This is a genomic window from Mycolicibacterium aurum (genome assembly GCF_900637195.1).
Lineage (GTDB): Bacteria > Actinomycetota > Actinomycetes > Mycobacteriales > Mycobacteriaceae > Mycobacterium > Mycobacterium aurum.
In genome coordinates this window covers 4,045,961-4,066,387 of record NZ_LR134356.1, presented here as the reverse complement: position 1 = coordinate 4,066,387, position 20,427 = coordinate 4,045,961, and the positions used below count along the sequence as shown (strand labels likewise).

24 protein-coding genes and 2 tRNA genes are annotated in these 20,427 nt (G+C 68.5%); 20 read left to right on the top strand and 6 right to left on the bottom strand.

The window, feature by feature from the left end; genetic code table 11:
- Window positions 1–137: 137 nt before the first annotated feature.
- From EL337_RS18960 to EL337_RS18940, 5 genes are all read left to right on the top strand, one after another.
- Window positions 138–803 carry an HNH endonuclease gene (locus tag EL337_RS18960; RefSeq protein ID WP_048632156.1) on the top strand — a complete coding sequence of 222 codons (666 nt, stop codon included), beginning with the start codon at window positions 138–140 and terminating at the stop codon, window positions 801–803.
- Between the two features lie 25 nt (window positions 804–828).
- Entirely contained in the window at window positions 829–1,062 is a 234-nt protein-coding gene (gene ctaJ / locus EL337_RS18955) for an aa3-type cytochrome oxidase subunit CtaJ (RefSeq protein WP_370737144.1), read from the top strand.
- On the top strand, window positions 1,049–1,525 hold the full coding sequence (locus EL337_RS18950) for a DUF5130 domain-containing protein (protein WP_048632056.1): 477 nt from the start codon (window positions 1,049–1,051) through the stop codon (window positions 1,523–1,525). The genes ctaJ and EL337_RS18950 overlap by 14 nt, the downstream gene beginning before the upstream one ends.
- 126 nt (window positions 1,526–1,651) lie before the next feature.
- Entirely contained in the window at window positions 1,652–2,758 is a 1,107-nt protein-coding gene (locus EL337_RS18945; protein WP_232786779.1) for an EspA/EspE family type VII secretion system effector, read from the top strand.
- Window positions 2,755–3,237 (top strand): hypothetical protein, encoded by a 483-nt coding sequence (locus tag EL337_RS18940; protein WP_126316615.1) that lies wholly within the window; start codon window positions 2,755–2,757, stop codon window positions 3,235–3,237. Before EL337_RS18945 ends, EL337_RS18940 begins: the two co-directional genes overlap by 4 nt.
- Before the next feature lie 16 nt (window positions 3,238–3,253).
- Here EL337_RS18940 and EL337_RS18935 read toward each other — a convergent pair whose 3' ends face one another.
- Together EL337_RS18935 and pepN are read right to left on the bottom strand one after the other, a co-directional pair.
- The gene (locus EL337_RS18935; RefSeq protein ID WP_109860084.1) at window positions 3,254–3,637 is read right to left on the bottom strand and encodes an HNH endonuclease; all 384 of its coding nucleotides are present in this window, start codon (window positions 3,635–3,637) and stop codon (window positions 3,254–3,256) included.
- A 97-nt stretch (window positions 3,638–3,734) separates the two neighbouring features.
- The gene (gene pepN, locus EL337_RS18930) at window positions 3,735–6,329 is read right to left on the bottom strand and encodes an aminopeptidase N (protein WP_048632059.1); all 2,595 of its coding nucleotides are present in this window, start codon (window positions 6,327–6,329) and stop codon (window positions 3,735–3,737) included.
- Window positions 6,330–6,425: 96 nt separating this feature from the next.
- Here pepN and EL337_RS18925 point away from each other — a divergent pair, with 96 nt between their 5' ends.
- On the top strand, window positions 6,426–7,046 hold the full coding sequence (locus tag EL337_RS18925) for a mycothiol-dependent nitroreductase Rv2466c family protein (RefSeq protein ID WP_048632060.1): 621 nt from the start codon (window positions 6,426–6,428) through the stop codon (window positions 7,044–7,046).
- Between the two features lies 1 nt (window position 7,047).
- On the opposite strand, the gene EL337_RS18920 is transcribed toward EL337_RS18925, so the two are convergent.
- Complete coding sequence (locus EL337_RS18920; protein WP_048632061.1) at window positions 7,048–7,686, bottom strand: flavodoxin family protein; 639 nt, start codon at window positions 7,684–7,686, stop codon at window positions 7,048–7,050.
- Window positions 7,687–7,831: 145 nt separating this feature from the next.
- Between EL337_RS18920 and EL337_RS18915 the strand changes: the two genes are divergently transcribed.
- The 6 genes from EL337_RS18915 to EL337_RS18890 are packed head-to-tail and all read left to right on the top strand — an operon-like array spanning window position 7,832 to window position 13,724.
- Window positions 7,832–8,275 carry a nucleoside deaminase gene (locus tag EL337_RS18915; protein ID WP_048632062.1) on the top strand — a complete coding sequence of 148 codons (444 nt, stop codon included), beginning with the start codon at window positions 7,832–7,834 and terminating at the stop codon, window positions 8,273–8,275.
- Entirely contained in the window at window positions 8,272–9,231 is a 960-nt protein-coding gene (locus EL337_RS18910; protein ID WP_048632063.1) for an isopenicillin N synthase family dioxygenase, read from the top strand. Before EL337_RS18915 ends, EL337_RS18910 begins: the two co-directional genes overlap by 4 nt.
- Window positions 9,232–9,252: 21 nt before the next feature.
- The gene (locus tag EL337_RS18905) at window positions 9,253–9,726 is read left to right on the top strand and encodes a ribose-5-phosphate isomerase (RefSeq protein ID WP_048632064.1); all 474 of its coding nucleotides are present in this window, start codon (window positions 9,253–9,255) and stop codon (window positions 9,724–9,726) included.
- Window positions 9,727–9,762: 36 nt separating this feature from the next.
- Complete coding sequence (locus EL337_RS18900) at window positions 9,763–11,169, top strand: allophanate hydrolase-related protein (RefSeq protein WP_048632065.1); 1,407 nt, start codon at window positions 9,763–9,765, stop codon at window positions 11,167–11,169.
- 14 nt (window positions 11,170–11,183) lie between these two features.
- The gene (locus EL337_RS18895; RefSeq protein ID WP_048632066.1) at window positions 11,184–11,984 is read left to right on the top strand and encodes an Fpg/Nei family DNA glycosylase; all 801 of its coding nucleotides are present in this window, start codon (window positions 11,184–11,186) and stop codon (window positions 11,982–11,984) included.
- 51 nt (window positions 11,985–12,035) lie between these two features.
- On the top strand, window positions 12,036–13,724 hold the full coding sequence (locus tag EL337_RS18890; RefSeq protein ID WP_048632067.1) for a cation:proton antiporter: 1,689 nt from the start codon (window positions 12,036–12,038) through the stop codon (window positions 13,722–13,724).
- A gap of 36 nt (window positions 13,725–13,760) precedes the next feature.
- On the opposite strand, the gene EL337_RS29080 is transcribed toward EL337_RS18890, so the two are convergent.
- On the bottom strand, window positions 13,761–14,567 hold the full coding sequence (locus EL337_RS29080) for a hypothetical protein (protein WP_048632068.1): 807 nt from the start codon (window positions 14,565–14,567) through the stop codon (window positions 13,761–13,763).
- A gap of 135 nt (window positions 14,568–14,702) precedes the next feature.
- On the opposite strand from EL337_RS29080, the gene EL337_RS18880 reads away from it, so the two are divergent.
- From EL337_RS18880 to EL337_RS18870, 3 genes are all read left to right on the top strand, one after another.
- Window positions 14,703–14,978: a hypothetical protein gene (locus EL337_RS18880; RefSeq protein WP_048632069.1), complete on the top strand. Its 276-nt coding sequence runs from the start codon at window positions 14,703–14,705 to the stop codon at window positions 14,976–14,978.
- Between the two features lie 46 nt (window positions 14,979–15,024).
- Complete coding sequence (locus tag EL337_RS18875; RefSeq protein WP_048632070.1) at window positions 15,025–15,333, top strand: hypothetical protein; 309 nt, start codon at window positions 15,025–15,027, stop codon at window positions 15,331–15,333.
- Between the two features lie 132 nt (window positions 15,334–15,465).
- Window positions 15,466–15,897, top strand: coding sequence for a pyridoxamine 5'-phosphate oxidase family protein (locus tag EL337_RS18870; RefSeq protein WP_048632071.1), 432 nt, complete (start codon window positions 15,466–15,468; stop codon window positions 15,895–15,897).
- A 77-nt stretch (window positions 15,898–15,974) separates the two neighbouring features.
- Here EL337_RS18870 and EL337_RS18865 read toward each other — a convergent pair.
- A tRNA-Gly gene (locus tag EL337_RS18865) sits at window positions 15,975–16,048 on the bottom strand.
- Between the two features lie 141 nt (window positions 16,049–16,189).
- Between EL337_RS18865 and EL337_RS18860 the strand changes: the two genes are divergently transcribed.
- From EL337_RS18860 to clpP2, 4 genes are all read left to right on the top strand, one after another.
- Window positions 16,190–16,266, top strand: a tRNA-Pro gene (locus tag EL337_RS18860).
- A 52-nt stretch (window positions 16,267–16,318) separates the two neighbouring features.
- Window positions 16,319–17,755, top strand: a complete 1,437-nt coding sequence (gene tig, locus EL337_RS18855; protein WP_048632072.1) for a trigger factor — start codon at window positions 16,319–16,321, stop codon at window positions 17,753–17,755.
- A gap of 123 nt (window positions 17,756–17,878) precedes the next feature.
- A complete protein-coding gene (locus EL337_RS18850; RefSeq protein WP_197724288.1) occupies window positions 17,879–18,463 on the top strand; it encodes an ATP-dependent Clp protease proteolytic subunit in 585 nt (194 codons plus the stop codon).
- Window positions 18,460–19,110, top strand: a complete 651-nt coding sequence (clpP2, locus tag EL337_RS18845) for an ATP-dependent CLP protease proteolytic subunit ClpP2 (RefSeq protein WP_048632074.1) — start codon at window positions 18,460–18,462, stop codon at window positions 19,108–19,110. Before EL337_RS18850 ends, clpP2 begins: the two co-directional genes overlap by 4 nt.
- Window positions 19,111–19,123: 13 nt before the next feature.
- On the opposite strand, the gene EL337_RS18840 is transcribed toward clpP2, so the two are convergent.
- Window positions 19,124–19,567 carry a TIGR03618 family F420-dependent PPOX class oxidoreductase gene (locus EL337_RS18840; protein WP_048632075.1) on the bottom strand — a complete coding sequence of 148 codons (444 nt, stop codon included), beginning with the start codon at window positions 19,565–19,567 and terminating at the stop codon, window positions 19,124–19,126.
- 143 nt (window positions 19,568–19,710) lie between these two features.
- On the opposite strand from EL337_RS18840, the gene EL337_RS28905 reads away from it, so the two are divergent.
- Window positions 19,711–20,028 (top strand): hypothetical protein, encoded by a 318-nt coding sequence (locus EL337_RS28905; RefSeq protein ID WP_048632076.1) that lies wholly within the window; start codon window positions 19,711–19,713, stop codon window positions 20,026–20,028.
- The last annotated feature ends 399 nt before the right edge of the window (window positions 20,029–20,427 follow it).

Sequence of the window (20,427 nt, the reverse complement as noted above, 5' to 3'; positions counted from 1 at the left end):
GCGGGCTCTGCGAGCGGACGGCGTGTGGGGCGCGGCCGACGACCGGTTACGCGATGTTCATCGGACTGACCAGCGAACACGTCGAGAATTGCCGTGCGATCTGTGCAGATCCATGGTGGACTGTCGTCGGAGGACGTATGGCGCAGCGCAAGAATGGACGCGGCCACCGGAATCACCGGGCCGCGGCGGGCTCATCCGGGTCGTCATCGACGACAGTGCCGTTCGCGCTGCACAGCGTGGCCCCCGCAGTCGATTCCCTCCCTGCCACCGTGCCGGAGCCGTCGATCTGGGGTCGGCGCCGGGTGCTTCTGCTGAATTCCACCTATGAGCCCCTGACCGCTCTCCCGATGCGCCGCGCGGTGGTCATGCTGATGTGCGGCAAGGCCGACGTCGTGCATGACGACCCGGTGGGGCCGGTCATCCATTCGGCGACGCGGTCGGTGGTCGTCCCCACGGTGATCCGGCTGCGGACGTACGTGCGGGTGCCGTACCGGGCGCGTGTCCCGATGACGAGGGCGGCGCTGATGCACCGCGACAGGTTCCGCTGCGCCTACTGCGGTGCCAAGGCCGACACCGTCGACCACGTCGTCCCGCGCAGCCGCGGCGGCGGTCACACGTGGGAGAACTGCGTGGCGGCGTGCTCGGCGTGCAACCACCGCAAAGCCGACCGGCTGCTCAGCGAGTTGGGTTGGTCGCTGCACACCACGCCGCTACCTCCGAAGGGCCAGCACTGGCGCCTGCTGTCCAGCGTCAAGGAGCTCGACCCGGCCTGGGTCAGATATCTGGGTGAGGGCGCGGCCTGACCAGGCGGTGCGATACGGTTTGCAGGTGAACTCAACAGCCCTTGTGCACGCGAGTTTCTTACTCGTACCGCTGGCGCTGGCCGGCTTCCTGTCGCTGTTCATCTTCACCAAGAAGGGGCCGCATCCGGCCACCTACGAGCTCTCGGAGAAGTGGACGCACGAGCCCATCCTGTGGGCGGCTGACGAACCGGCCGACCATGGTCACGGCGGCCATGGCTCGCATCTGACGATCGGGGGTGGCGCAAGTGGCAAGTGGTGAGCTGACGCGTACAGGCGGGCGTGACCTGGCCGAGCTGCCCTACGGCTCGGCGATCACCGCCAGCGGACGCATCTCCGGTGTCACCGAGCCCGGTGAGCTGTCGGTGCACTACCCGTTCCCGATCAAAGACCTGGTGATCCTGGACAACGCGCTGAAGTTCGGTTCCCGCGCGGCCAAGGCCCGCTTTGCGGTCTACATCGGCGACCTCGGCGCGGACTCCGCCGCCGCGGCGCGCGACATCCTGGCCCGGGTGGCCACGCCGGACAACGCCGTGTTGCTGGCCGTGTCGCCCAACCAGAAGCTCATCGAGGTCGTCTACGGCTCACAGGTCAAGGGCCGGGGCATCGAGGAGGCCGCGCCGCTCGGGGTGTCCGCAGCTGCCGCCTCCTTCAAGGAGGGCAACCTCATCGATGGTCTGATCAGCGGCATCCGGGTGCTCTCGGCGGGGGTCTCGCCCCGCTGATTCACCGTGCAGTCTGAGGGCCTTGCTCCGCAGTCGTGCGGAAAGAGCTGCGCCACACGGTTGTCGGCAGGCCCTACCCTTGACTGCATGGAGGGACGGTGACCGGTGTCTGCGCTCGAAGCTTTCATGGCGATCTGGTCCAGGGCGCGGGGGACGTTCGGTGACGGGGTGCCGCAGGACGGGTCGGCCTACGACGCGAGTTCTGCGCTGACCCGACTTCAGGGCGACGTGCGCGGTGCTGCTCCCGGCGCCGCGTGGGCCGGGGCCGCCGCCGACGCCTACGAGTCTGCCAACGAACGCCACGCGGTGGTATTGGGCGAGGCCGCCCGGCTGGACCAACGTCTGCGCGCCGAGATCGACCGATCGGCGGAGGTCGTGCAGTCGGGCCGACGCGATCTGGACTCGGTTCGCGAGCGGGTGCGCACCGCTGCCGCCGGGGTTCCGCCGACGCCGCTGGGTGAGAGCATGCTCTACCCGGTCATCAGCCAGGGCAGCGGTGAGCTCGCCGAGATAGTGGAGCGCTCCAATGCTGAATTGAACGTCATAGCCGGTCGCATCGGCACCATCTCCTCCGAGTATCAGGCCCTGGGCGCGGGCACGGTCCCCGAGAAGGGGCCCACGTCGGGGCAGGGTGCGGACGACGAGGACGGACCGTCCTTCGTGCAGGGTGAGGGCGACCAGGGGTGGCGCTACCCGTTTGATCCGCCACCACCGCCGGACTCCGCGCCCGGGGGTGGCCGGTGGGAGTACGGCCAGGCATACCCGCCCGGCCCGGGCGGAGGGCCGCCGGTCGGACCGTTCCCGCCGTCGAGGCCGTGGGAGAAGCCCGTTGTCCCGCCGGTGGTGGGGGGAACGACAGGGCTGCAGGACGTGGTGTCGCCGCCTCCGAATGGTTGGGGGGAGAAACCGCCGGTGGTGCTGCAGGAGGCGTACCGCATCCGGGTGGTCGGCGAGTCCTTCAGCAACGCCGAGGGTCACGTGCGATGGGTGCAGCAGGACGGCATGTGGCACCAGGCGCAGTGGGTTGACTATCAGTTCGAGGCCGAACACGTGCACCAGGCCACCGGCAAGATCTCGGTGCCGTGGGGATTCAACGACTGGAACCCGATCGACATCAAGGACATCTACCGCATCCAGGTGGAGAATCCGCGGCTGACGATGTATGTGCCCACGCCCGCGGGCGGCATCCTGGAACTGGATCCCATGCGCCCGGGCGCGTCGGTGCCGCGATGAGTGGGCAGCGCTCCCGGCGCCGGTGGCTGTGGGTGGCCGTGGCCGTGGTGGTCGTGGTGGTGGCCGGTGGGTTGGCGTGGTGGGTGACCGCTGGTCGTCGGTCGGTGTCGACTGCGGACTGCGCCGTCGTCGAGGATGTGGCGCGGCAGTGGAACGCCAACGCCGCGGCGGTGCGGGACACGCTGCTCAACGGTGGAGGACGACCCGAGGACTACCGGGCCGTCGCCGAGCGGCAGCAGCAGATGGCCGACCGCATGCGCGGCGCGGTCGACTCGGTCGACGCCGCCGACCTCAAGACCGACCTGCGTCGGTGGGCCGACGGCGCCGCGGAGTTGGCGGCGCTGCAAACCGCGGCGGCTGAGGAACCGGACGGGCAGGCCCGCCCCTCCGATACCGACTTCGAGCGGGTGGCGCGCTCGATGAACGACGCCGCGGAATCGCTCGGCGAGCAGTGCCCCGCCATGCCTTCGGCGACATAGCATTCCGGGCTGTGATTCAGCCTGATTCCACGACCGTGGCTTCACTCTCGCGTGTGACCGCGGCCATGAGTTCGGCACGGATCCGAACGTAGCGCTCCAGGAACAACCGCTCGTCGAGCCGCTTGCGCCGCAGCCAACCGGTCACCTCGTCGTTGCACTTGCTGGCGTTGCACGCCCCGCAGGCGGGAACGACATTGTCGACGGTGTAGCGGCCGCCGCGCGAAATCGCCATGACGCAGTCGCGCTGCATCGTCCCGGTGGTCTTGCCGCAGTACGCGCAGCCGTCCCACGCCGCCTTGATCGTCGCCCACTGCTGCTCGGTGAGGTCGTTGACGACGGCCGCGACCCGGCGCTTACGCCGCCGCGCGGCGCGGGCCCTGCGCGTGTTGTTGACCGCCACCGGGACAGCATGCAGCGCGAGTGTGCGTGAAATCGCCTTTGCGAGCGGCGTGTCGCCCGCAGACACGCACGCTCGCGGGGGACGGGGGTGGAACGGGTTAGACGTCGAACGCGCGGGCCCGCAGCGAGCGCTCGACCCCTGCGCGGCCCTCCAGCACCAGCCGGCGCAGCGCCGGCGGCACGTCGGGGTCGGCCAGGAACCGGTCCGCCGCGTCCAGCGCATCCTGGCTGATCTCCCACGACGGGTAGAGCCCGACGACGACGGTCTGTGCGACCTCGCTGGAGCGTCGTTCCCACACACCCGAGATGGCCTCGAAGTACCGGTCGCGGAACGGTGCGAGCACCTCGCCCTGGCCCGGCTGGGCGAACCCGCCGATGATCGCGCGCGCGGTGATGTTGGCGAGCGTGTCGTCCTCGACGACCTGCTGCCATGCCGCTTCCTTGACAGCGGCCTGCGGTCGGGCCGCGGCCGCGGCCGCCGCCTGCCTGCGCCCGGCCGCGGTGCGGTCGTTCGCGGCCTCGGCGTCGATGAAGGGTGTCGCGGTGCCGTCGGCGTCGAGCACCCCGGCGCGCGCCAGCGCGGTCACGATGCGCCACCGCAGGTCGGTGTCGATCACCAGGCCGCTGAGGTTCACCGCGGCGGGCTCGTTGTCGAGCAGCGTCGACAGAACGGCGACGTGGTTGGGGGACAGCACCGAGGTGCACAGCGCGTTGACGAACGCCAGCTGATGGTCCGAACCGGGATCCGATTCGCGGGCCAGGTCCAGCAGCGTGTCCCCGAAGGCCGGCCAGCCGTTCTCGGTCGCCCACGCGGGGTCGGCGTACGAGCTGAGCGTGGTCTGGGCTTGCAGCACCAGCCGTTGCGCGACACCGACTTCGGACTCGGCGTGCAGACCGCTCATCACCAGCGCCACGAAATCGCGGGCGCGCAGTTCGGCGTCGCGGGTCATCTCCCACGCCGCCGACCATGCCAGCGTGCGGGGCAGCGGTTCGGCGATGTCGGCGATGCGGCTCAGTACCGTCTGCAGGGAGTCGGGATCCAGCCGCAGCGAGCAGTAGGTCAGGTCGTCGTCGTTGACCAGAATCAACTTGCCGCGCGAAACACCGTGCAGCCCGGGCGCATCGGTGGAGGATCCTTCGACGTCGAGTTCTTCGCGGTGCACCCGGACCAACTTGCCGGAGGCGTCGTCGTCGTAGATGCCGACCGCGAGCCGGTGCACCCTGGTCTCACCCTCGCCGGGCTTGGCGCCGCCCTGGTCGATGGCGAACCGACTGAACGTGCCGTCGTCGGCGACGTCGAAATCCGGGCGCAGCGTGTTCAGGCCGGTGGTCTTGAGCCACTGCCTACCCCAGCCCGACAGGTCGCGACCCGAGGACTTCTCCAGCGCGCCAAGCAGATCCGAGAACGTGGCGTTGCCGAACGCGTGGTCGCGGAAGTAGTCGCGCAGGCCGGCGAGGAATGCCTCCAGGCCGACGTAGGCGACCAGTTGCTTGAGGACGCTGGCGCCCTTGGCGTAGGTGATGCCGTCGAAGTTGACCTCCACGGCATGCAGGTCGGGGATGTCGGCGGCCACCGGGTGGGTGGACGGCAGCTGATCCTGCCGGTAGGCCCACGACTTCTCCACGTTGGCGAACGTCGTCCAGGCCTGCGTGTACTCGGTGGCCTCGGCCTGGCACAGCACCGAGGCGAACGTCGCGAAGGATTCGTTGAGCCACAGGTCATCCCACCACTGCATGGTGACCAGGTCGCCGAACCACATGTGTGCCATCTCGTGCAGCACCGTCTCGGCGCGCCGCTCGTAGGAGGCGCGGGTCACCTTGGACCGGAAGACGTAGTCCTCCAGGAACGTCACCGCTCCCGCGTTCTCCATCGCGCCGGCGTTGAATTCCGGCACGAACAGCTGGTCGTACTTGCCGAACGCGTACGGGGTGCCGAAGTTGTTGTGGTAGAACGCGAATCCCTGCTTGGTCTCGGTGAACAGGCGCTCTTCGTCCATGTACTCGGCCAGCGATTTGCGGCAGAAGATGCCCAGGGGAATGTCGCTGTGGTCGTCGGAGTACTGGTCGTCCCAGCGGGCGTAGGGCCCGGCGATCAGTGCCACGAGGTAGGTACTCATCCGCGGTGTGGCCTTGAAGGTGTGCTTCTTGGCCGATCCGTCGCTGCCGTCGATGGGCTCCGCGCTGACGGTGGCGCCGTTGGAGATGACCTCCCAGTGCGCGGGTGCGATGACGGTGACGTCGAACGCGGCCTTGAGGTCGGGCTGATCGAAGCACGCGAACATGCGCTTGGCATCGGCGGTCTCGAACTGCGAGTAGAGGTACACCTCGTCGTCGACCGGGTCGACGAATCGGTGCAGTCCCTCGCCGGTGTTGGAGTAGCGGCAGTCCGCGTCGACCACCAGCGTGTTGTGTGCCGCGAGGCCACGAAGCGGGATACCGGTCGATTCGTCGTAGCCGGAGACGTCGATGTCGGCACCGTTGAGCGTCGCGCTGCGCACGGAGTCGGCGGCGAGGTCGACATAGGTGTCGGCGCCGGCCGTGGCGTCGAACTCGACGGTCGTCACCGACCGGAACGTCCGCTCGCCGGGCCTGCCGCCACCATCGGTGAGGTCGAGGGCGATGTGATAGCTGTCAACGGTCACCAGGGCGGCGCGTTCGGCGGCTTGGTCGCGGGTCAGGTTAGGAAGTGCCACGCTGGTCAACACTAGTCGCCGACGGGAACACAGGGCGGCGGTGCATGGTTGTGCCGAACGGAAGACTGCCCACATCGCGTTCGAGAGGATCTGTAGATGGCCGAGAAGGATGTCGCCGGTTTCTGGTTCGACCCGCTGTGCCCGTGGTGCTGGATCACCTCGCGCTGGATCCTCGAGGTGCAGAAGGTGCGCGACATCGAGGTCGATTTCCGCGTGATGAGCCTCGCCGTGCTCAATGAGGGCAGGGATCTGCCCGAGGAGTACGTCGAGATGATGAAGAAGGCGTGGGGTCCGGTGCGTGTCGCCATCGCCGCAGAGCAGCTGAAGGGACGCGAGGTGCTGGGCCCGCTGTACACCGCGATGGGCACCAGGATCCACAACCAGGGCTACCGGGAGACCGACCCCGACTTCACCCGGGTCATCGCCGAGTCGCTGGCGGAGGTGGGCCTGCCCGCCGAGCTGGCGGAGGCCGCGACCACCGACAAATACGACGACGCGTTGCGTAAGAGCCATCACGAGGGCATGGACGCCGTCGGCGACGACGTCGGGACGCCCACCATTCACGTCAACGGTGTCGCTTTCTTCGGCCCGGTGCTGTCGCGGATCCCGCGCGGGGAAGAGGCGGGCAAGCTGTGGGACGCCTCGGTGATCTTCGCGTCCTACCCCCACTTCTGGGAGCTCAAGCGGTCTCGCACCGAGGCGCCGGAGTTCGACTGACTCAGGTGGGTTCGCCCCACACCCGGGGGGAACGCACAGTGTCCAACCGGTAGTCGGTGACGCGGATGTCGAACAGTCGTGCGCCCAGATCACGGGCGCACGACACCGGGTCTGCCGGGTCGCGCGCGATCTCGCCGCGGCTGTTGCCATTGCCGACCACGACGCCGACGAGGTCCTGGCGCAGGTAGCGGGTCAGCTCCTGGAACTGCGCGGTCACGCCCTGGGTCGCGCCCACGTAGTTCTCCTCGCAGGAGATGAGCACCCCCACCTTCTTGTCCATGATTCCGCTGACCACCAGGTCCTGCTGGGGCGCACTGTTGGCGGTGTAGCAGAACAACCGGTCGAAGACGGTCTTGAGCCGGGCCGGCATGCCGTAGAAGTACAGCGGCATCGCGTAGACGATGGCGTCGGCCACCAGAATGTGGTCGAGCAGCAGGGTTTCGTATCGGTCGTCCAGGCTGCAGGCGCCGTCGGACTGCCGGCAGAGCCTGCAGTTGCCGAGCATTCGATCGACGTATTCGTCGAGGAACACGTGCTCGACATCGTGGCCGGCCGACCGGGCGCCCTCGCCCGCCGCGCGCGCCAAGGTGTGGGAGTTGCCGTCGGCGCGCGGGCTGGCGCTCAGGATCAGGACCTTCATCGTGGCGTGCAACCATCGCCGGGACGGGATTGTTTCCGGCGGGTTGACTCGGGTTGCGGCCCGCCGCGTCCCGGGTGACGGTATATCGGTGACCGTGGGACCGCATACTGGTGCTGTGTCGCTCGAAGATCACCGCAGAGAAGGTATGAACTCACCGCAGGCAATGCTCGATGTCGCTGTCGCCGAGGCCCGAAAAGGGCTGTCGGAGGGCGGTATCCCGATTGGTGCCGCCCTGTTCGGCGCCGACGGATCGCTGCTGGGCAGCGGGCACAATCGCCGGGTCCAGCTCGACGACCCGTCGATCCACGCCGAAACCGACGCCTTCCGGAATGCGGGCCGCCAGCGGGGCTATCGCTCGACCACCATGGTGACCACATTGTCGCCCTGCTGGTACTGCAGCGGCCTGGTGCGCCAGTTCAACATCGGCGCGGTGGTGATCGGGGAGAGTCAGACCTTCACCGGCGGCCACGACTGGCTCGCCGAGAACGGGGTGTCGGTCACGGTCCTCGACGACGAGCGGTGCGTGACGCTGATGCGCGAGTTCATCGCGGCCAATCCAGATTTGTGGGCGGAGGACATCGGGGAATGAGTGTCATTGCGACGGTGGATCTTTCGCGCTGGCGGGGCGGAGGCGTCGCCGCTGAGGAGGTGGCTGCCGAGGTCGACGCGGGTCTGCAGCGAGCCGGATTCATCCTGGTGCGCGGACATGGCGTGGATCCAGCACTCGCCCGCAGGGTGCGCGCGGCCGCCCGCGAGTTCTTCGCGCTGCCGGACGGGGTGAAGTCCCAATACTCGGTACCGGTCGGCGGACACGGCTGGATCGGTCCCGGAGCGGAGGCCAACGGCTATGCCGAGGGCACCGAGACCCCGCCGGATCTGAAGGAGAGTTTCAGTCTCGGCGCCGAGACGGCGACCGGGGACCCGGAGGTCGACGCGGTCTGGTTCGCGCCGAATGTCTGGCCGGGGGAGGTGCCGAGTCTTGCGGCGGTGGTCGCCGAGTACACCGCGCAGATGCGCCGTGTCGCAGACGATCTGCTGGCCCTGTTCGCGCACGCGCTGAGGCTGCCGGTGAATCCGTTCACCGAACTCGCCAGCACACCGACGTGGACGATGAACATCAACCATTACCCGCCGGTGAGCGTGGTGGGCGCGCCGGAGCCGGGCCAGTTCCGGATCGGGCCGCACACCGACTTCGGCACCGTGACGATCCTGGACCGCGAGCCCGGCGCCGGCGGCCTGCAGGTGTACTCGGAGGAGACGGGTTGGGAGGACGCCCCGTACGAGCCCGACGCGCTCACGGTCAACATCGGCGACCTGCTGGAGTACTGGAGCGGGCGCCGCTGGCCGTCGGGCCGGCATCGGGTGCTTCCGCCCCAGCCGCACGCACCCGAGGAAGACCTGGTCTCGCTGATCTACTTCTACGAGACCAACCACGACGCCCTCATCACGCCGCTGGCCCCGCCGGTCGGCAGGGTCTCGGGGCTGGCTCCGGTCACGGCGTCGGCCTTCATCAAGGAACGCCTGGACGCCATCACCGTCGGCTGAGTGCCCAGTAGGGTATGCGCCATGCGCGTTTACCTCGGCTCTGACCACGCCGGATACGAACTCAAGCAGGCTGTGATCGAGCACCTGACGGCGGCCGGGCACGAGCCCGTCGACTGCGGCGCGTTCACCTACGACGCCGAGGACGACTATCCGGCGTTCTGCATCGCCGCGGCGGAGAAGACGGTGGCGGATCCGGGAAGTCTCGGCATCGTCATCGGCGGCTCGGGCAATGGCGAGCAGATCGCGGCCAACAAGGTGCCGGGGGCACGGTGCGCGCTGGCGTGGAGCACCGAGACCGCGTCGCTGGCGCGTGAGCACAACAACGCTCAACTCGTCGGCATCGGCGGCCGCATGCACTCCACCGAAGAGGCGCTGGCCATCGTCGATGCATTCCTGGCGGCGACGTGGTCGGAGGCCCCGCGCCATCAACGTCGCATCGACATCCTCGCCGAGTTCGAGAAAACCCACGTGGCGCCGCCCGTTCCCGAAGCCTGACCAGGGATACCGGTCCGGGGTGGTGAGTTCTCCGCGATGACGGTGTGGATCACCCGGCGACCCGACGGCGAGGTGGCCGCGGAGCTGGCCGAAAGCCGCCGTGGCACAGGATCGTTGGCCGGTGTGCGACTCGCGGTAGCGGACAACGTCGACGTCGCCGACGCGGCCGTGGTTGCGGCACTGCGGAAGGCCGGCGCGGTGGTTGTAGGCAGGACGAACCGCGACCAGTTCGCCGTGGCCACGGGCGAAGCGGACATTGCGATTGCGACGGACACCGTGGGTTCGGGTCCGGTGCCCGAGGCACCTGAGGGCATCGCCGGCATCAGGCCCACCCTCGGCGTCATCGGCGCCGACGCCGGCGCTCCTGCGCGCGAATCCCCTGACTCCATCGTCCTTGTCGCGACGACGCTGAGCCTGGCCGACCGCGCCGTGGCGGTCGCCGCGGCAGGCGCCCCGTCCCGTCCCTGGCCGGCCGATGTCAGGCTGGCCGCGCCACCCAGACCCGTGGTCGGCGTGCCCCATCAGCTGCCGGAGCTGGACCCCCGGTGCCGCGCGGCGTTCGACGCCGCGGTCGACACGTTGGCGGCGGCCGGGTGCCAGATCGTCACCGTCGACATCGCGCCGTTCCTGGACGCTGCCACGCAGCTCGACAACGGGGCAGTGGTCGGCGAAAGATCGCCCGCGGCAGGCGAATTCTCGGTGCACCGGCTGGTCGCCGACCGCATCGAGGTGGCGCGCATGCGTGAGCGCGCACTGGCGGCACTGGTGGGTGCGGACGCTCTGCTGGTGCCGACCGCGCCCACACATCCGAGCAGCGCCGACGTCACCGCCGACCCGGCGGGTATCGACGCGCGGCCGGGCACGTACACGATCTTCTGCACCCTGTTCGACATGTGCGGTGTCGCCGTTCCGGTCGGCGCCGCGGGCGACACCCCGTTCGGGGTCACGGTGTTGGCCCGGGCCTTCGACGACGCCGTCGCTCTCGACATCGCCGCGCTGTTCGCCGACGGTCCGCACGAGACGGTGTGGCCGCTGGCCGTCGCCGAGCATATGGAGCTGGTGGTGTTCGGTGCGCACCTTCGCGGTGGCCCGCTGGCGCATCAGCTCACCGACCGCGGGGCCCGCTTCGCCGGCGAGATCACCACGGCCCCGCGTTACCGGATGACTGCGCTGCCCACCACACCGGCCAAGCCCGGTGTCACGCGTGTGCCCGACGGAGACCAAGGGTCCTCGCTCACAGGACATCGCTGGCTGGTCTCACCGGCGGCGCTCGGTCGGTTCCTGGCCGAGTTGCCCGCGCCGATGCAGCTGGGGAAGGTGGAATTCGCCGACGGCAGCTGGCGCACCGCCTTCGGATGCGACGGCTCGGCGCGCGGCGTCGACATCAGCAGCTACGGCAGCTGGCCCGCAGCGGTGGCCGCGGGGGCCGTGGCGAAGGCCTGAGAGACACTGGAACCATGCCCGAGGGTCACACCATTCATCGGCTGGCGCGCCGGCACCAGACGCTCTTCCGCCGCCAGCACGTCGCCGTGAGCAGCCCGCAAGGCCGGTTCATCGACGGAGCGGAAGCGGTGGACGGGCGCCTGTTCAGTCGCGCCAGCGCATGGGGGAAGCATCTGTTCCACCACTACGCGGGCGGGCACATCGTCCATGTGCACCTCGGGTTGTACGGCAAGTTCACCGACTTCATCGTCGACGCCGGCGTGCCCGAGCCGGTCGGACAGGTGCGCATGCGCATGGTCGGGACCGAGAAGGGAACCGACCTGCGGGGGCCGACCGCGTGCGAGGTCATCGGTGAGGCCGAGGTCTCGGAGATCCTGGCGCGCCTCGGCCCCGATCCGTTGCGCAAGGATGCCGACCCGTCGACAGCGTGGGCGCGAATCAGCAAGTCGCGCCGCGTGATCGGAGCCCTGCTCATGGACCAGAAGGTCATCGCGGGCATCGGGAACGTCTACCGCAGCGAGCTGCTGTACCGCCACCGCATCAACCCGCACCGGCCCGGAACCCGGATGGACGAGCACGAGTTCAGCGACGCCTGGACCGACTTGGTCGCCCTGATGAACGTCGGTGTGCGTCGCGGCAAGATCATCACGCTGCGCCCCGAAGACGACCACGGGATGCCGTCGTACGCGCCGCGCCGGCCACGCACATACGTCTACCGCCGGGCCGGCGACCCCTGCCGGGTGTGCGGGACCACCGTCCGGACCGAGGTGCTCGAAGGACGCAATCTGTTCTGGTGCCCGACCTGCCAGAGCTAGCGGGGGTGTGTTCGACGGGACATCCGCTGAGTTAGCCGGGAGAATTCGCGCGTGGAACTCATCCTGGTAGTCGTGGGCGCGATCGTCGTCACCGCGGTGGCGCACCGGCGCGGCCTCGAGCCCGCGCTGATCATCGTGGTCGTCGGTATCGCGGTGTCGTTCCTGCCGGGATTCGAGGCGCCCGAACTCGACTCGCACATCCTGCTGTCGGTGGTGTTGCCGCCGCTGCTGTATTCGGCGGCGCTGGACTTCTCGTTCCCGACGTTCCTGCGCAACATCAAACCGATCCTCGGCCTGGGCGTCGCGCTGGTCATCGTCACCGCGTTCACCGTCGCCGCCGTCTCGTCGTGGCTGGTCTTCGTGCCCCTGACGTTTGCGACCGCCCTGGTGCTCGGCGCGATCGTGGCTCCGCCCGACGCGGTCACCGCTGTCGCGGTCGGACGTAAGCTCGGACTGCCCAAGCGCGTGATGTCGATCCTGACCGGGGAGAGCCTGATCAACGACGCGGCCGCGCTGGCCCTGTTCTCCGTCGCGGTGGCGCAGGTGGCAGGCAGTCACACGTTCATCCAGAATCCGCTGCTGCTGTTCGGCTACAGCGCCGTGCTGGGGCCGCTGGTGGGTGCCGCACTGGGATACGTGACGCTGTGGATCCGCAGGCGGTTGGCCAACCCGGCGCTGGAGACGGTGCAGGGTCTGATGGTGCCCTTCGCGGCGTTCATCGTGGCCGAGGAGATGCACGCCTCCGGGGTGCTCGCGGTGGTGGTCGCCGGATTTGTGGTCGGCAGCGGAACGGTGGACGCCGGCTATCAGACCCGGCTGCAGGAACGCTACGTGTGGAACTCGGTGGACGTGCTCCTGGAGGCGTTCGTATTCGCCTATATCGGTCTGCACCTGCGGTTCGTGCTGGAGGATCTGCGCGAGGCGCACGAATCGCTGACGCAGGTGGCGGTCGCGTCGGGGGTGGTGCTGCTCATCGTGCTCGTGATCCGGCCCCTGTCGGTGTTCGCGATGTTCGGCAGGGGAGCGCTGTCCCGCCAGGTCGAGAGACGCTTGAGTGTGCCGATACCCGACGGCGGTGGTCGGGGAGCGCTGGGCACCAGGAAGAAGACGCGCACACCGCCCCGGTGGCGGTCCCGGATCGACAACCGTGCCCTGAGTTGGCAGGAGAACGTCGTCGTGTCCTGGACGGGGATGCGCGGCGTCGTCACCCTCGCCGCGGCCGCCGCGATTCCGGTGACTACCGCCGCGGGCGAGCCGTTTCCCGAGCGCGCGACCATCCAGGCGATCGCCTTCGTGGTGAGCGTCGGCACCCTGCTGTTGCAGGGGTGGACGCTGCCGCTGCTGATCCGTCGGCTCAAGCTGACTGCCGACGCCGATCACGCGTACACCGTGGCGGAGACGGAGAAAGCCGAGCGGGTGGTGCACGACGCCGCCGACGAGGTGCTCGCGGTGTTCCGGGCGAATCCTCCCGAAGGGCTTGATCCGCGGGTGCTGGCCGAGATCCGCGGCATCGTGGCCCGGCATTCGCAGGACGCCGACGAGATGCCTGACCCCGAGGCACACACGCTGCGCGCCGAGGTGTTCGCGCGGCTCTACCGCGACGTGCTCGCGGCCCAGCGCGCGGCGCTCATCGGGGAACGCGACTCCGGCCACATCGACGACGAAGCGGTGCGGGCGATGCTGGAACGACTGGATCTGCAGGAGGCCGGGGTGTCCGCCCGGTTGGAGAGCCGCTTCTAGCTGTCCTTGTCGCCGTCGGCGGGCACGCCCGAAGCTCTAGAAGCCGCCGAAGTCGCCGCCGCCGAAGTCGCCGCCACCCCAGTCGCCGCCTCCGGATTCCCAGCCGCCGCCGTCATAGCCGCCGGCGTCCCCGTTGCCGTCGAATCCGCTGGAGTCCAGCTGCCCCTGGTCCATTCCGTCCTGGAAGCCGTCGCCGTAGCCGCTCTCGAACGCCTGCGCGTCATAGCCGACCCCCGCCATACCGGAGAACATCGTGCTGAACAGCAGTGCCGAACCCAGCCCCCACGCGCCGGCCACCAGTGCGGGCTTCCACCACGGTTCGGAGTACCACCCCGCGGGCACCGGCCGTCCCGCTACGCGGCCGCCGGGGTAGTAGTTCGGGGTGCGCGCCGACGGTGACGGCGACGCTTCGATCTCGCGGCCCTCGAAGTTCACCCGACGGTCCTCGGTGACGGTGCCCGCCGACTGCTGACCCGACAGGGATTCCAGCTCAGGGCCCGGATCCATGCCCATGGCCGTGCGCGCGGCCCGCACGTAGTACAGCCCCTCCATCGCGCTCTCCTTGGCCAGTTCGGCCTGACGTGTGGTGGTGGCCTGGTCGATCTGCGAGGAGGCCGCGGTGTAGCGCTCGGAGGCGTCGGCCAGCGCCTGCTTGGCGGCGTCGTCGGTGCCGGTGAGACCGAACACCTGGCCGCCGAGCCGTTCGATGGTGCGGCGGGCGTCGGCCTTGGCGTCGGCGAGCGACGCGGCGGCGCGATTGCCGGAGGCCTTCGAGGAGGCGTACACCGCGACACCGATCGCCGCGACCACCAGGAGGATGAGGACGAGCAGAACGCCATTCATGGCTCACAGCGTACCGACAGAAAATGACCGTTCCCTGTGGTCGCGGGCCACCCCACGGTTGCGGTGACAAGAGAAGTGCACGCGGCGTAAATTCGACTGCGTTGGGGTCGGGGAACGTCCCACGAAAGGCCTGCAATGGTGGGCATCACGCGTCATGTGGCCATCGCCGCCACGATTCTGCTGCCGCTTGCATTCATGACGGTGACACCGTCCGGGGTGGCCGCTGCCGCCGAGTGCGGCGCCGGGACTGTCTACGACCCGCCGACCAACACCTGTGTGGTCGCACCCGCTCCGCCCCCGCCCCCGCCGCCACCGCCGCCGCCACCGCCGTGGAACGGCGATCCCACGCCCGGGTTCTCGATCGGCATCTGCGCGCCGATCCCGTTCGTGGCGTTGTGCACGGGGATCTGAGAAACGCAGGCGCCGACTCGTCGGGTGAAGGGGAAGGACAGAGCGCATGACCGTGATGCGGTTGACGGTGCCGGACACCGTCGAGCCCGGGAAGGTGGCCGACGAGGTCGTCGTCGCACTGGCCGACAGGCTCAGGGACGACCACGGGTACGAGTTGGACGACTCGGTCAGTCCCGTCCCTCCGACGTCGCGCCTCGTGTACGCGCTTCGTCCGCGCGGGAGCATCGTCGTCGATACCGACGGGGCACTGACGGTGTCGCTGCACCAGGTGGATGTCGACGTGCGTGACCTGTTCATCGCCGTGATCGGCCCGCTGGAACAGCGCTACGACGGCCTGTTCGCCGAGATCGACTGATCGGGGTCCACAGGTCTGTCGTGCCTTTGGTCCCCTGACGAAGGTCCGGTAGGCCCTGCCTGCACGCCCCGGGGCGGAGGGAGCATCGGGGGATGCCCGGCCCAGAGGCCGACCGGAGACAAGGACAGTCCGATGCTCGGAACACTCAATTCCGTTGAGATCGAACAACTTCTCGACAGTGAAGTCGTCGGGCGGATCGGTTGCACCAGTGTCGGCCGGCCGTATGTGGTGCCGGTCTGTTACGTCTACCGCGACGGCTGCGTCTACGGCCACACGATGGAGGGAATGAAGTGGCGGGCGATGCGGTCACACCCCGAGGTGTGCTTCGAGGTCGAGCACGTCGACGACCTGAGCACCTGGCGCAGTGTCATCGCGTGGGGTCGTTTCGAAGAATTGACCGGGGCAGAGGCTGAGCAGGGCATGCGCCTGCTGGTCGACCGCCTGATGCCGTTGCTTCGCCCCGACGGGGCAGGTGCCCCGCCCGACCATGCGGGCTCCGCGCACGCCACCGTCTACCGCATCCGACTCGAGGAGAAGACCGGCCGATTCGAAGCTCGCGAATGATCGGCGGGGGCCACCCCGCCGGCCACGTCCGGATAGGGCGTGTCACGAGGTAACCGCCCCGACAGGGGCGGTCTGTGTGGAGCGGGCGACGGGAATCGAACCCGCGTAGCTAGTTTGGAAGACTAGGGCTCTACCATTGAGCTACGCCCGCGTGCGCTGTCTGCAGGTGCTGACAGTACGGACAGACTGTACCGGCCACGCGCAACTCAAATCCAATTGAGGCTTTGGAACTGGCAGGCCGTAGTATCGCCGGTGGTCTGAACGCTGCGCGCGTATGCGCGAAGGCGACGACCGGGGTGTAGCGCAGCTTGGTAGCGCATCCGCTTTGGGAGCGGAAGGCCGCAGGTTCAAATCCTGTCACCCCGACCACTGGACCCGACCAGAGCGACACCCGCCCGACCTGCAATAGAGGAGTCAGAACGTGAAGAGCACCGTCGAGAAGTTGAGCCCGACCAGGGTTCGCATCAACGTGGAGGTGCCCTTCGCGGAGCTCGAGCCCGACATCGATAAGGCCTTCAAGGCCCTGGCGCAGCAGATCCGCTTGCCCGGCTTCCGCCCCGGCAAGGCTCCCCGCAAGCTGCTGGAGGCCCGCGTGGGCCGGGGCGCCGTGCTGGAGCAGGTTGTCAACGACGCATTGCCCACCCGGTACAGCGAGGCCATCGCCGCCGAGTCGCTGCAGCCCATCGGCCAGCCCGAGATCGAGGTCACCAAGCTCGAGGACAATGAAGAGCTGGTGTTCACCGCCGAGGTCGACATCCGCCCCGACATCGAGTTGCCCGACCTCGCCGCCCTCAAGATCGAGGTCGACCCGGTCAGCATCACCGACGAAGACGTCGACGCCGAGGTCGAGGCACTGCAGAAGCGCTTCGGCACCCTCACCGGTGTGGAGCGCGCCGCCGAGGACGGCGACTTCGTCTCCATCGACCTCTCGGCCACCGTCGACGGCAAGGACGTACCCGAGGCCAAGACCGAGGGCCTGTCCCACGAGATCGGGTCCGGTCAGCTGATCGAGGGCCTCGACGAGGCGATCATCGGACTCAAGGAAGAGGAGTCCAAGACCTTCACCACCACCCTGGTCGCCGGCGAGCACGCCGGCCAGGAGGCCGAGGTGACGGTCACCGTGAAGTCGGTCAAGGTGCGGGAGCTGCCCGAGCTCGACGACGACTTCGCCCAGCTGGCAAGCGAATTCGACACGATCGAGGAACTGCGCAGCGATCTGCGCGAGAAGATCAGCCGCGTCAAGACCGTCCAGCAGGCTGAGACGATCCGCGACAAGGCGATCGAGGTGCTGCTGGAGCAGACCGAGATCCCGCTGCCCGAGGCGGTCGTGCAGGCCCAGGTCGACGACACGCTGCACAACGCGATCCACGGTCTCGATCACGACGAGGACCGGTTCGCCGCGCAGCTGACCGAACAGGGCAGCAGCCGCGAGGAGTTCGACACCGACAACCGCGCGAACGCCGAGAAGGCCATCAAGACGCAGCTGCTGATGGACGCGATCGCCGACAAGCTGGACATCCAGGTCGGCCAGAACGATCTGTCGGAGCGCCTGGTCCTGATGTCTCGCCAGTACGGCCTGGAGCCCCAGCAGCTGCTGCAGATGCTGCAGCAGAACAACCAGCTGCCGGCGATGTTCGCCGACGTGCGTCGCGGTCTGACCGTGGCCGCGGTCGTGCACGGCGCCACCGTCACCGATACCGACGGCACCACGATCGACACCACCGAGTTCTTCGGACCGTCCGGTGGGCAGGCCGAGGTCGCCGATGACAGTGCCGACGAGGCCGCCGAGGCTGAAGACGCCGACGTTGTGGCCGAGGTGGCCGACGATTCCGACGCTGACACCGACGACACGAAGTGACGCTCTGAGCGAACGGGCACCGTCTGGGGACTCCCCGGCGGCGCGCGTTGGTTAGTGTCATTCGTAAGACCGGTCACCGCGTAGCAAGTACGTAAAGAAAGCAGGTATTCAGTCGTGACTGACATGCGTGGCGCCTCATCGGGCCTGAACCTTGTCGACTCGGTGTACGAGCGGTTGCTGTCCGAGCGCATCATCTTCCTCGGCTCGCAGGTGGACGACGACATCGCCAATCGGCTGTGCGCGCAGATCCTCCTGCTGTCAGCCGAGGATCCCACCAAGGACATCCACCTCTACATCAACTCGCCCGGCGGCTCCATCAGCGCGGGCATGGCGATCTACGACACGATGGTGCTCGCACCCTGTGACGTGGCGACGTACGCGATGGGCATGGCCGCCTCCATGGGCGAGTTCCTGCTGGCCGCCGGCACCAAGGGCAAGCGGTACGCCCTGCCGCACGCCCGCATCCTGATGCACCAGCCGCTGGGTGGTATCACCGGTGGCGCGGCCGACATCGCGATCCAGGCCGAGCAGTTCGCGCTGATCAAGAAGGAAATGTTCCGCCTCAACGCGGAGTTCACCGGGCAGACCATCGAGCGCATCGAGGCCGACTCGGATCGCGACCGCTGGTTCACTGCGTCGGAGGCTCTCGAGTACGGCTTCGTCGACCACATCATCACCCACGCCAATTTCAACGGGAGTGCCTCATGACCCAGCCCCACGGCGGTGCCGTGAATCAGCCCCAGGCGCGTTACATCCTTCCGTCGTTCATCGAGCACTCCAGCTTCGGCGTCAAGGAGTCCAACCCGTACAACAAGCTGTTCGAGGAGCGCATCATCTTCCTCGGCGTGCAGGTCGATGACGCATCGGCCAACGACATCATGGCCCAGCTGCTGGTCCTGGAGTCGCTGGATCCCGACCGCGACATCACCATGTACATCAATTCGCCCGGCGGCTCGTTCACGTCGCTGATGGCGATCTACGACACCATGCAGTACGTGCGTGCCGACATCCAGACCGTGTGCCTGGGCCAAGCCGCCTCGGCGGCGGCGGTGCTGCTGGCCGCCGGTACCCCCGGTAAGCGGCTGGCGTTGCCCAACGCCCGCATCCTGATCCACCAGCCGTCGCTCGGTGGCGTCATCCAGGGACAGTTCTCCGACCTGGAGATCCAGGCCGCCGAGATCGAGCGGATGCGCACGCTGATGGAAGAGACGCTCGCGCGTCACACCGGCAAGGACGCGGCGGTCATCCGCAAGGACACCGACCGCGACAAGATCCTGACGGCCGAGCAGGCCAAGGAGTACGGGATCATCGACACGGTGCTGGAATACCGCAAGCTGTCGGCCCAGAAGGCCTGAGCCGCAACGCCGGTCAGCCGTTGCTGTAGATCCGCGTCGGCGTCACCAGAACGGCGGTGCGGCGCTGCTCGCGCATCGTCGCGTCGTACTCGTCCCAGTCGTCGTGGGTACCTCCCGCGGCGGTGAAGATGTCGCGCAGCAGCCGGGCCAAGGTGCCGTCGGGCCCCAGCCACGGCTGGGGGTCGTCGGGACCGGCGAGTTCTGCGTGACCCTCGACGGTGGCCCACTGCCATCCCGTGCGGAACGTCACCGCGATCTGGGGGCGGGCTCGCAGATTGGCGAGTTTCACCCGGCCATAGGTGACGAACCCGAGCGTCGGTTCCCCGGTGGCCGGGTGCGGCAACGGTCCGGCGTTGATCAACGACGACTGGATGGTGTTGTCGGCGCGCAATGTCGACACCACCGCCAGCCCGTGGTCGTCGCGGGCCAACGCGAAGGCTTCCTCAAGTGTGGTCATGGTCGGAGGCTACGTCCGACCGTCTGTTGCGTGCGTCGCAGTGTGGGCCAAAGGGGGTCACGGTAACGGTTCCGCGTGCGACTCTGATTACTTACGTAGTCGTCAGGCATGGGCCGCGACGTGTCCGACCTGAGGGGAACGCGATGAAGGTAACCAGAAAGCACGCTGCGGCGATGCTCGTCTCGGCGGCAGCCGGGGTGTTGGTCCCATTGGCGCTGCCCGCCGTGGGTCAGGCCCAGGAGCCGGTGCCGGTGTGCCCCGTGGGGATGTACTGGAATGTCGAAGCGGCGGCATGCCTCTACGACGTCGACGTCTACGTGAATCCGCCGAACCCGATCGTCGGGCCGGTCGGCCCGGTCGGCGTCGGTGGCGTCGTAGGACCGGTGGGGGTAGGCCCGGTCGGACCCGGCCCGGTCGGACCCGGCCCGGTCGGTCCCGGTCCGGTCGGACCGCGGCGCTAGTCCCGGTCGTTTTCTCCGGGCATCCACGAGCGGACGGTCCAACCACGGATCGTCGGACAGATCATTTCTCCGTGCCTCCGTTCGGTGGCCCGGCAAATCACCGCTGACCAGCGCAGAGTCGCGGCGCCGGACGAAATCGGCGGCGTCGGCCCCAGCGCGGCGCGGCGGCCCTGTGCGGCCAGGGAACACTCGACGGCCACTTTGCGCGCAGACAGGTACTCTCGGTCGGGTAACAGCGGCGACACGCCAGAGACACGGTGGCGCGTTCCGTGGCCACCCGGGGTGGGTCAGGCGATATGTTGACGCGACGACACGTGAATACCACCGGCGCTATTCGGCTTTATCGGTCGCACGGCAACGGAGACTGCGGGTAGCGTCGGAGCTGCACCTTCTGGTTCC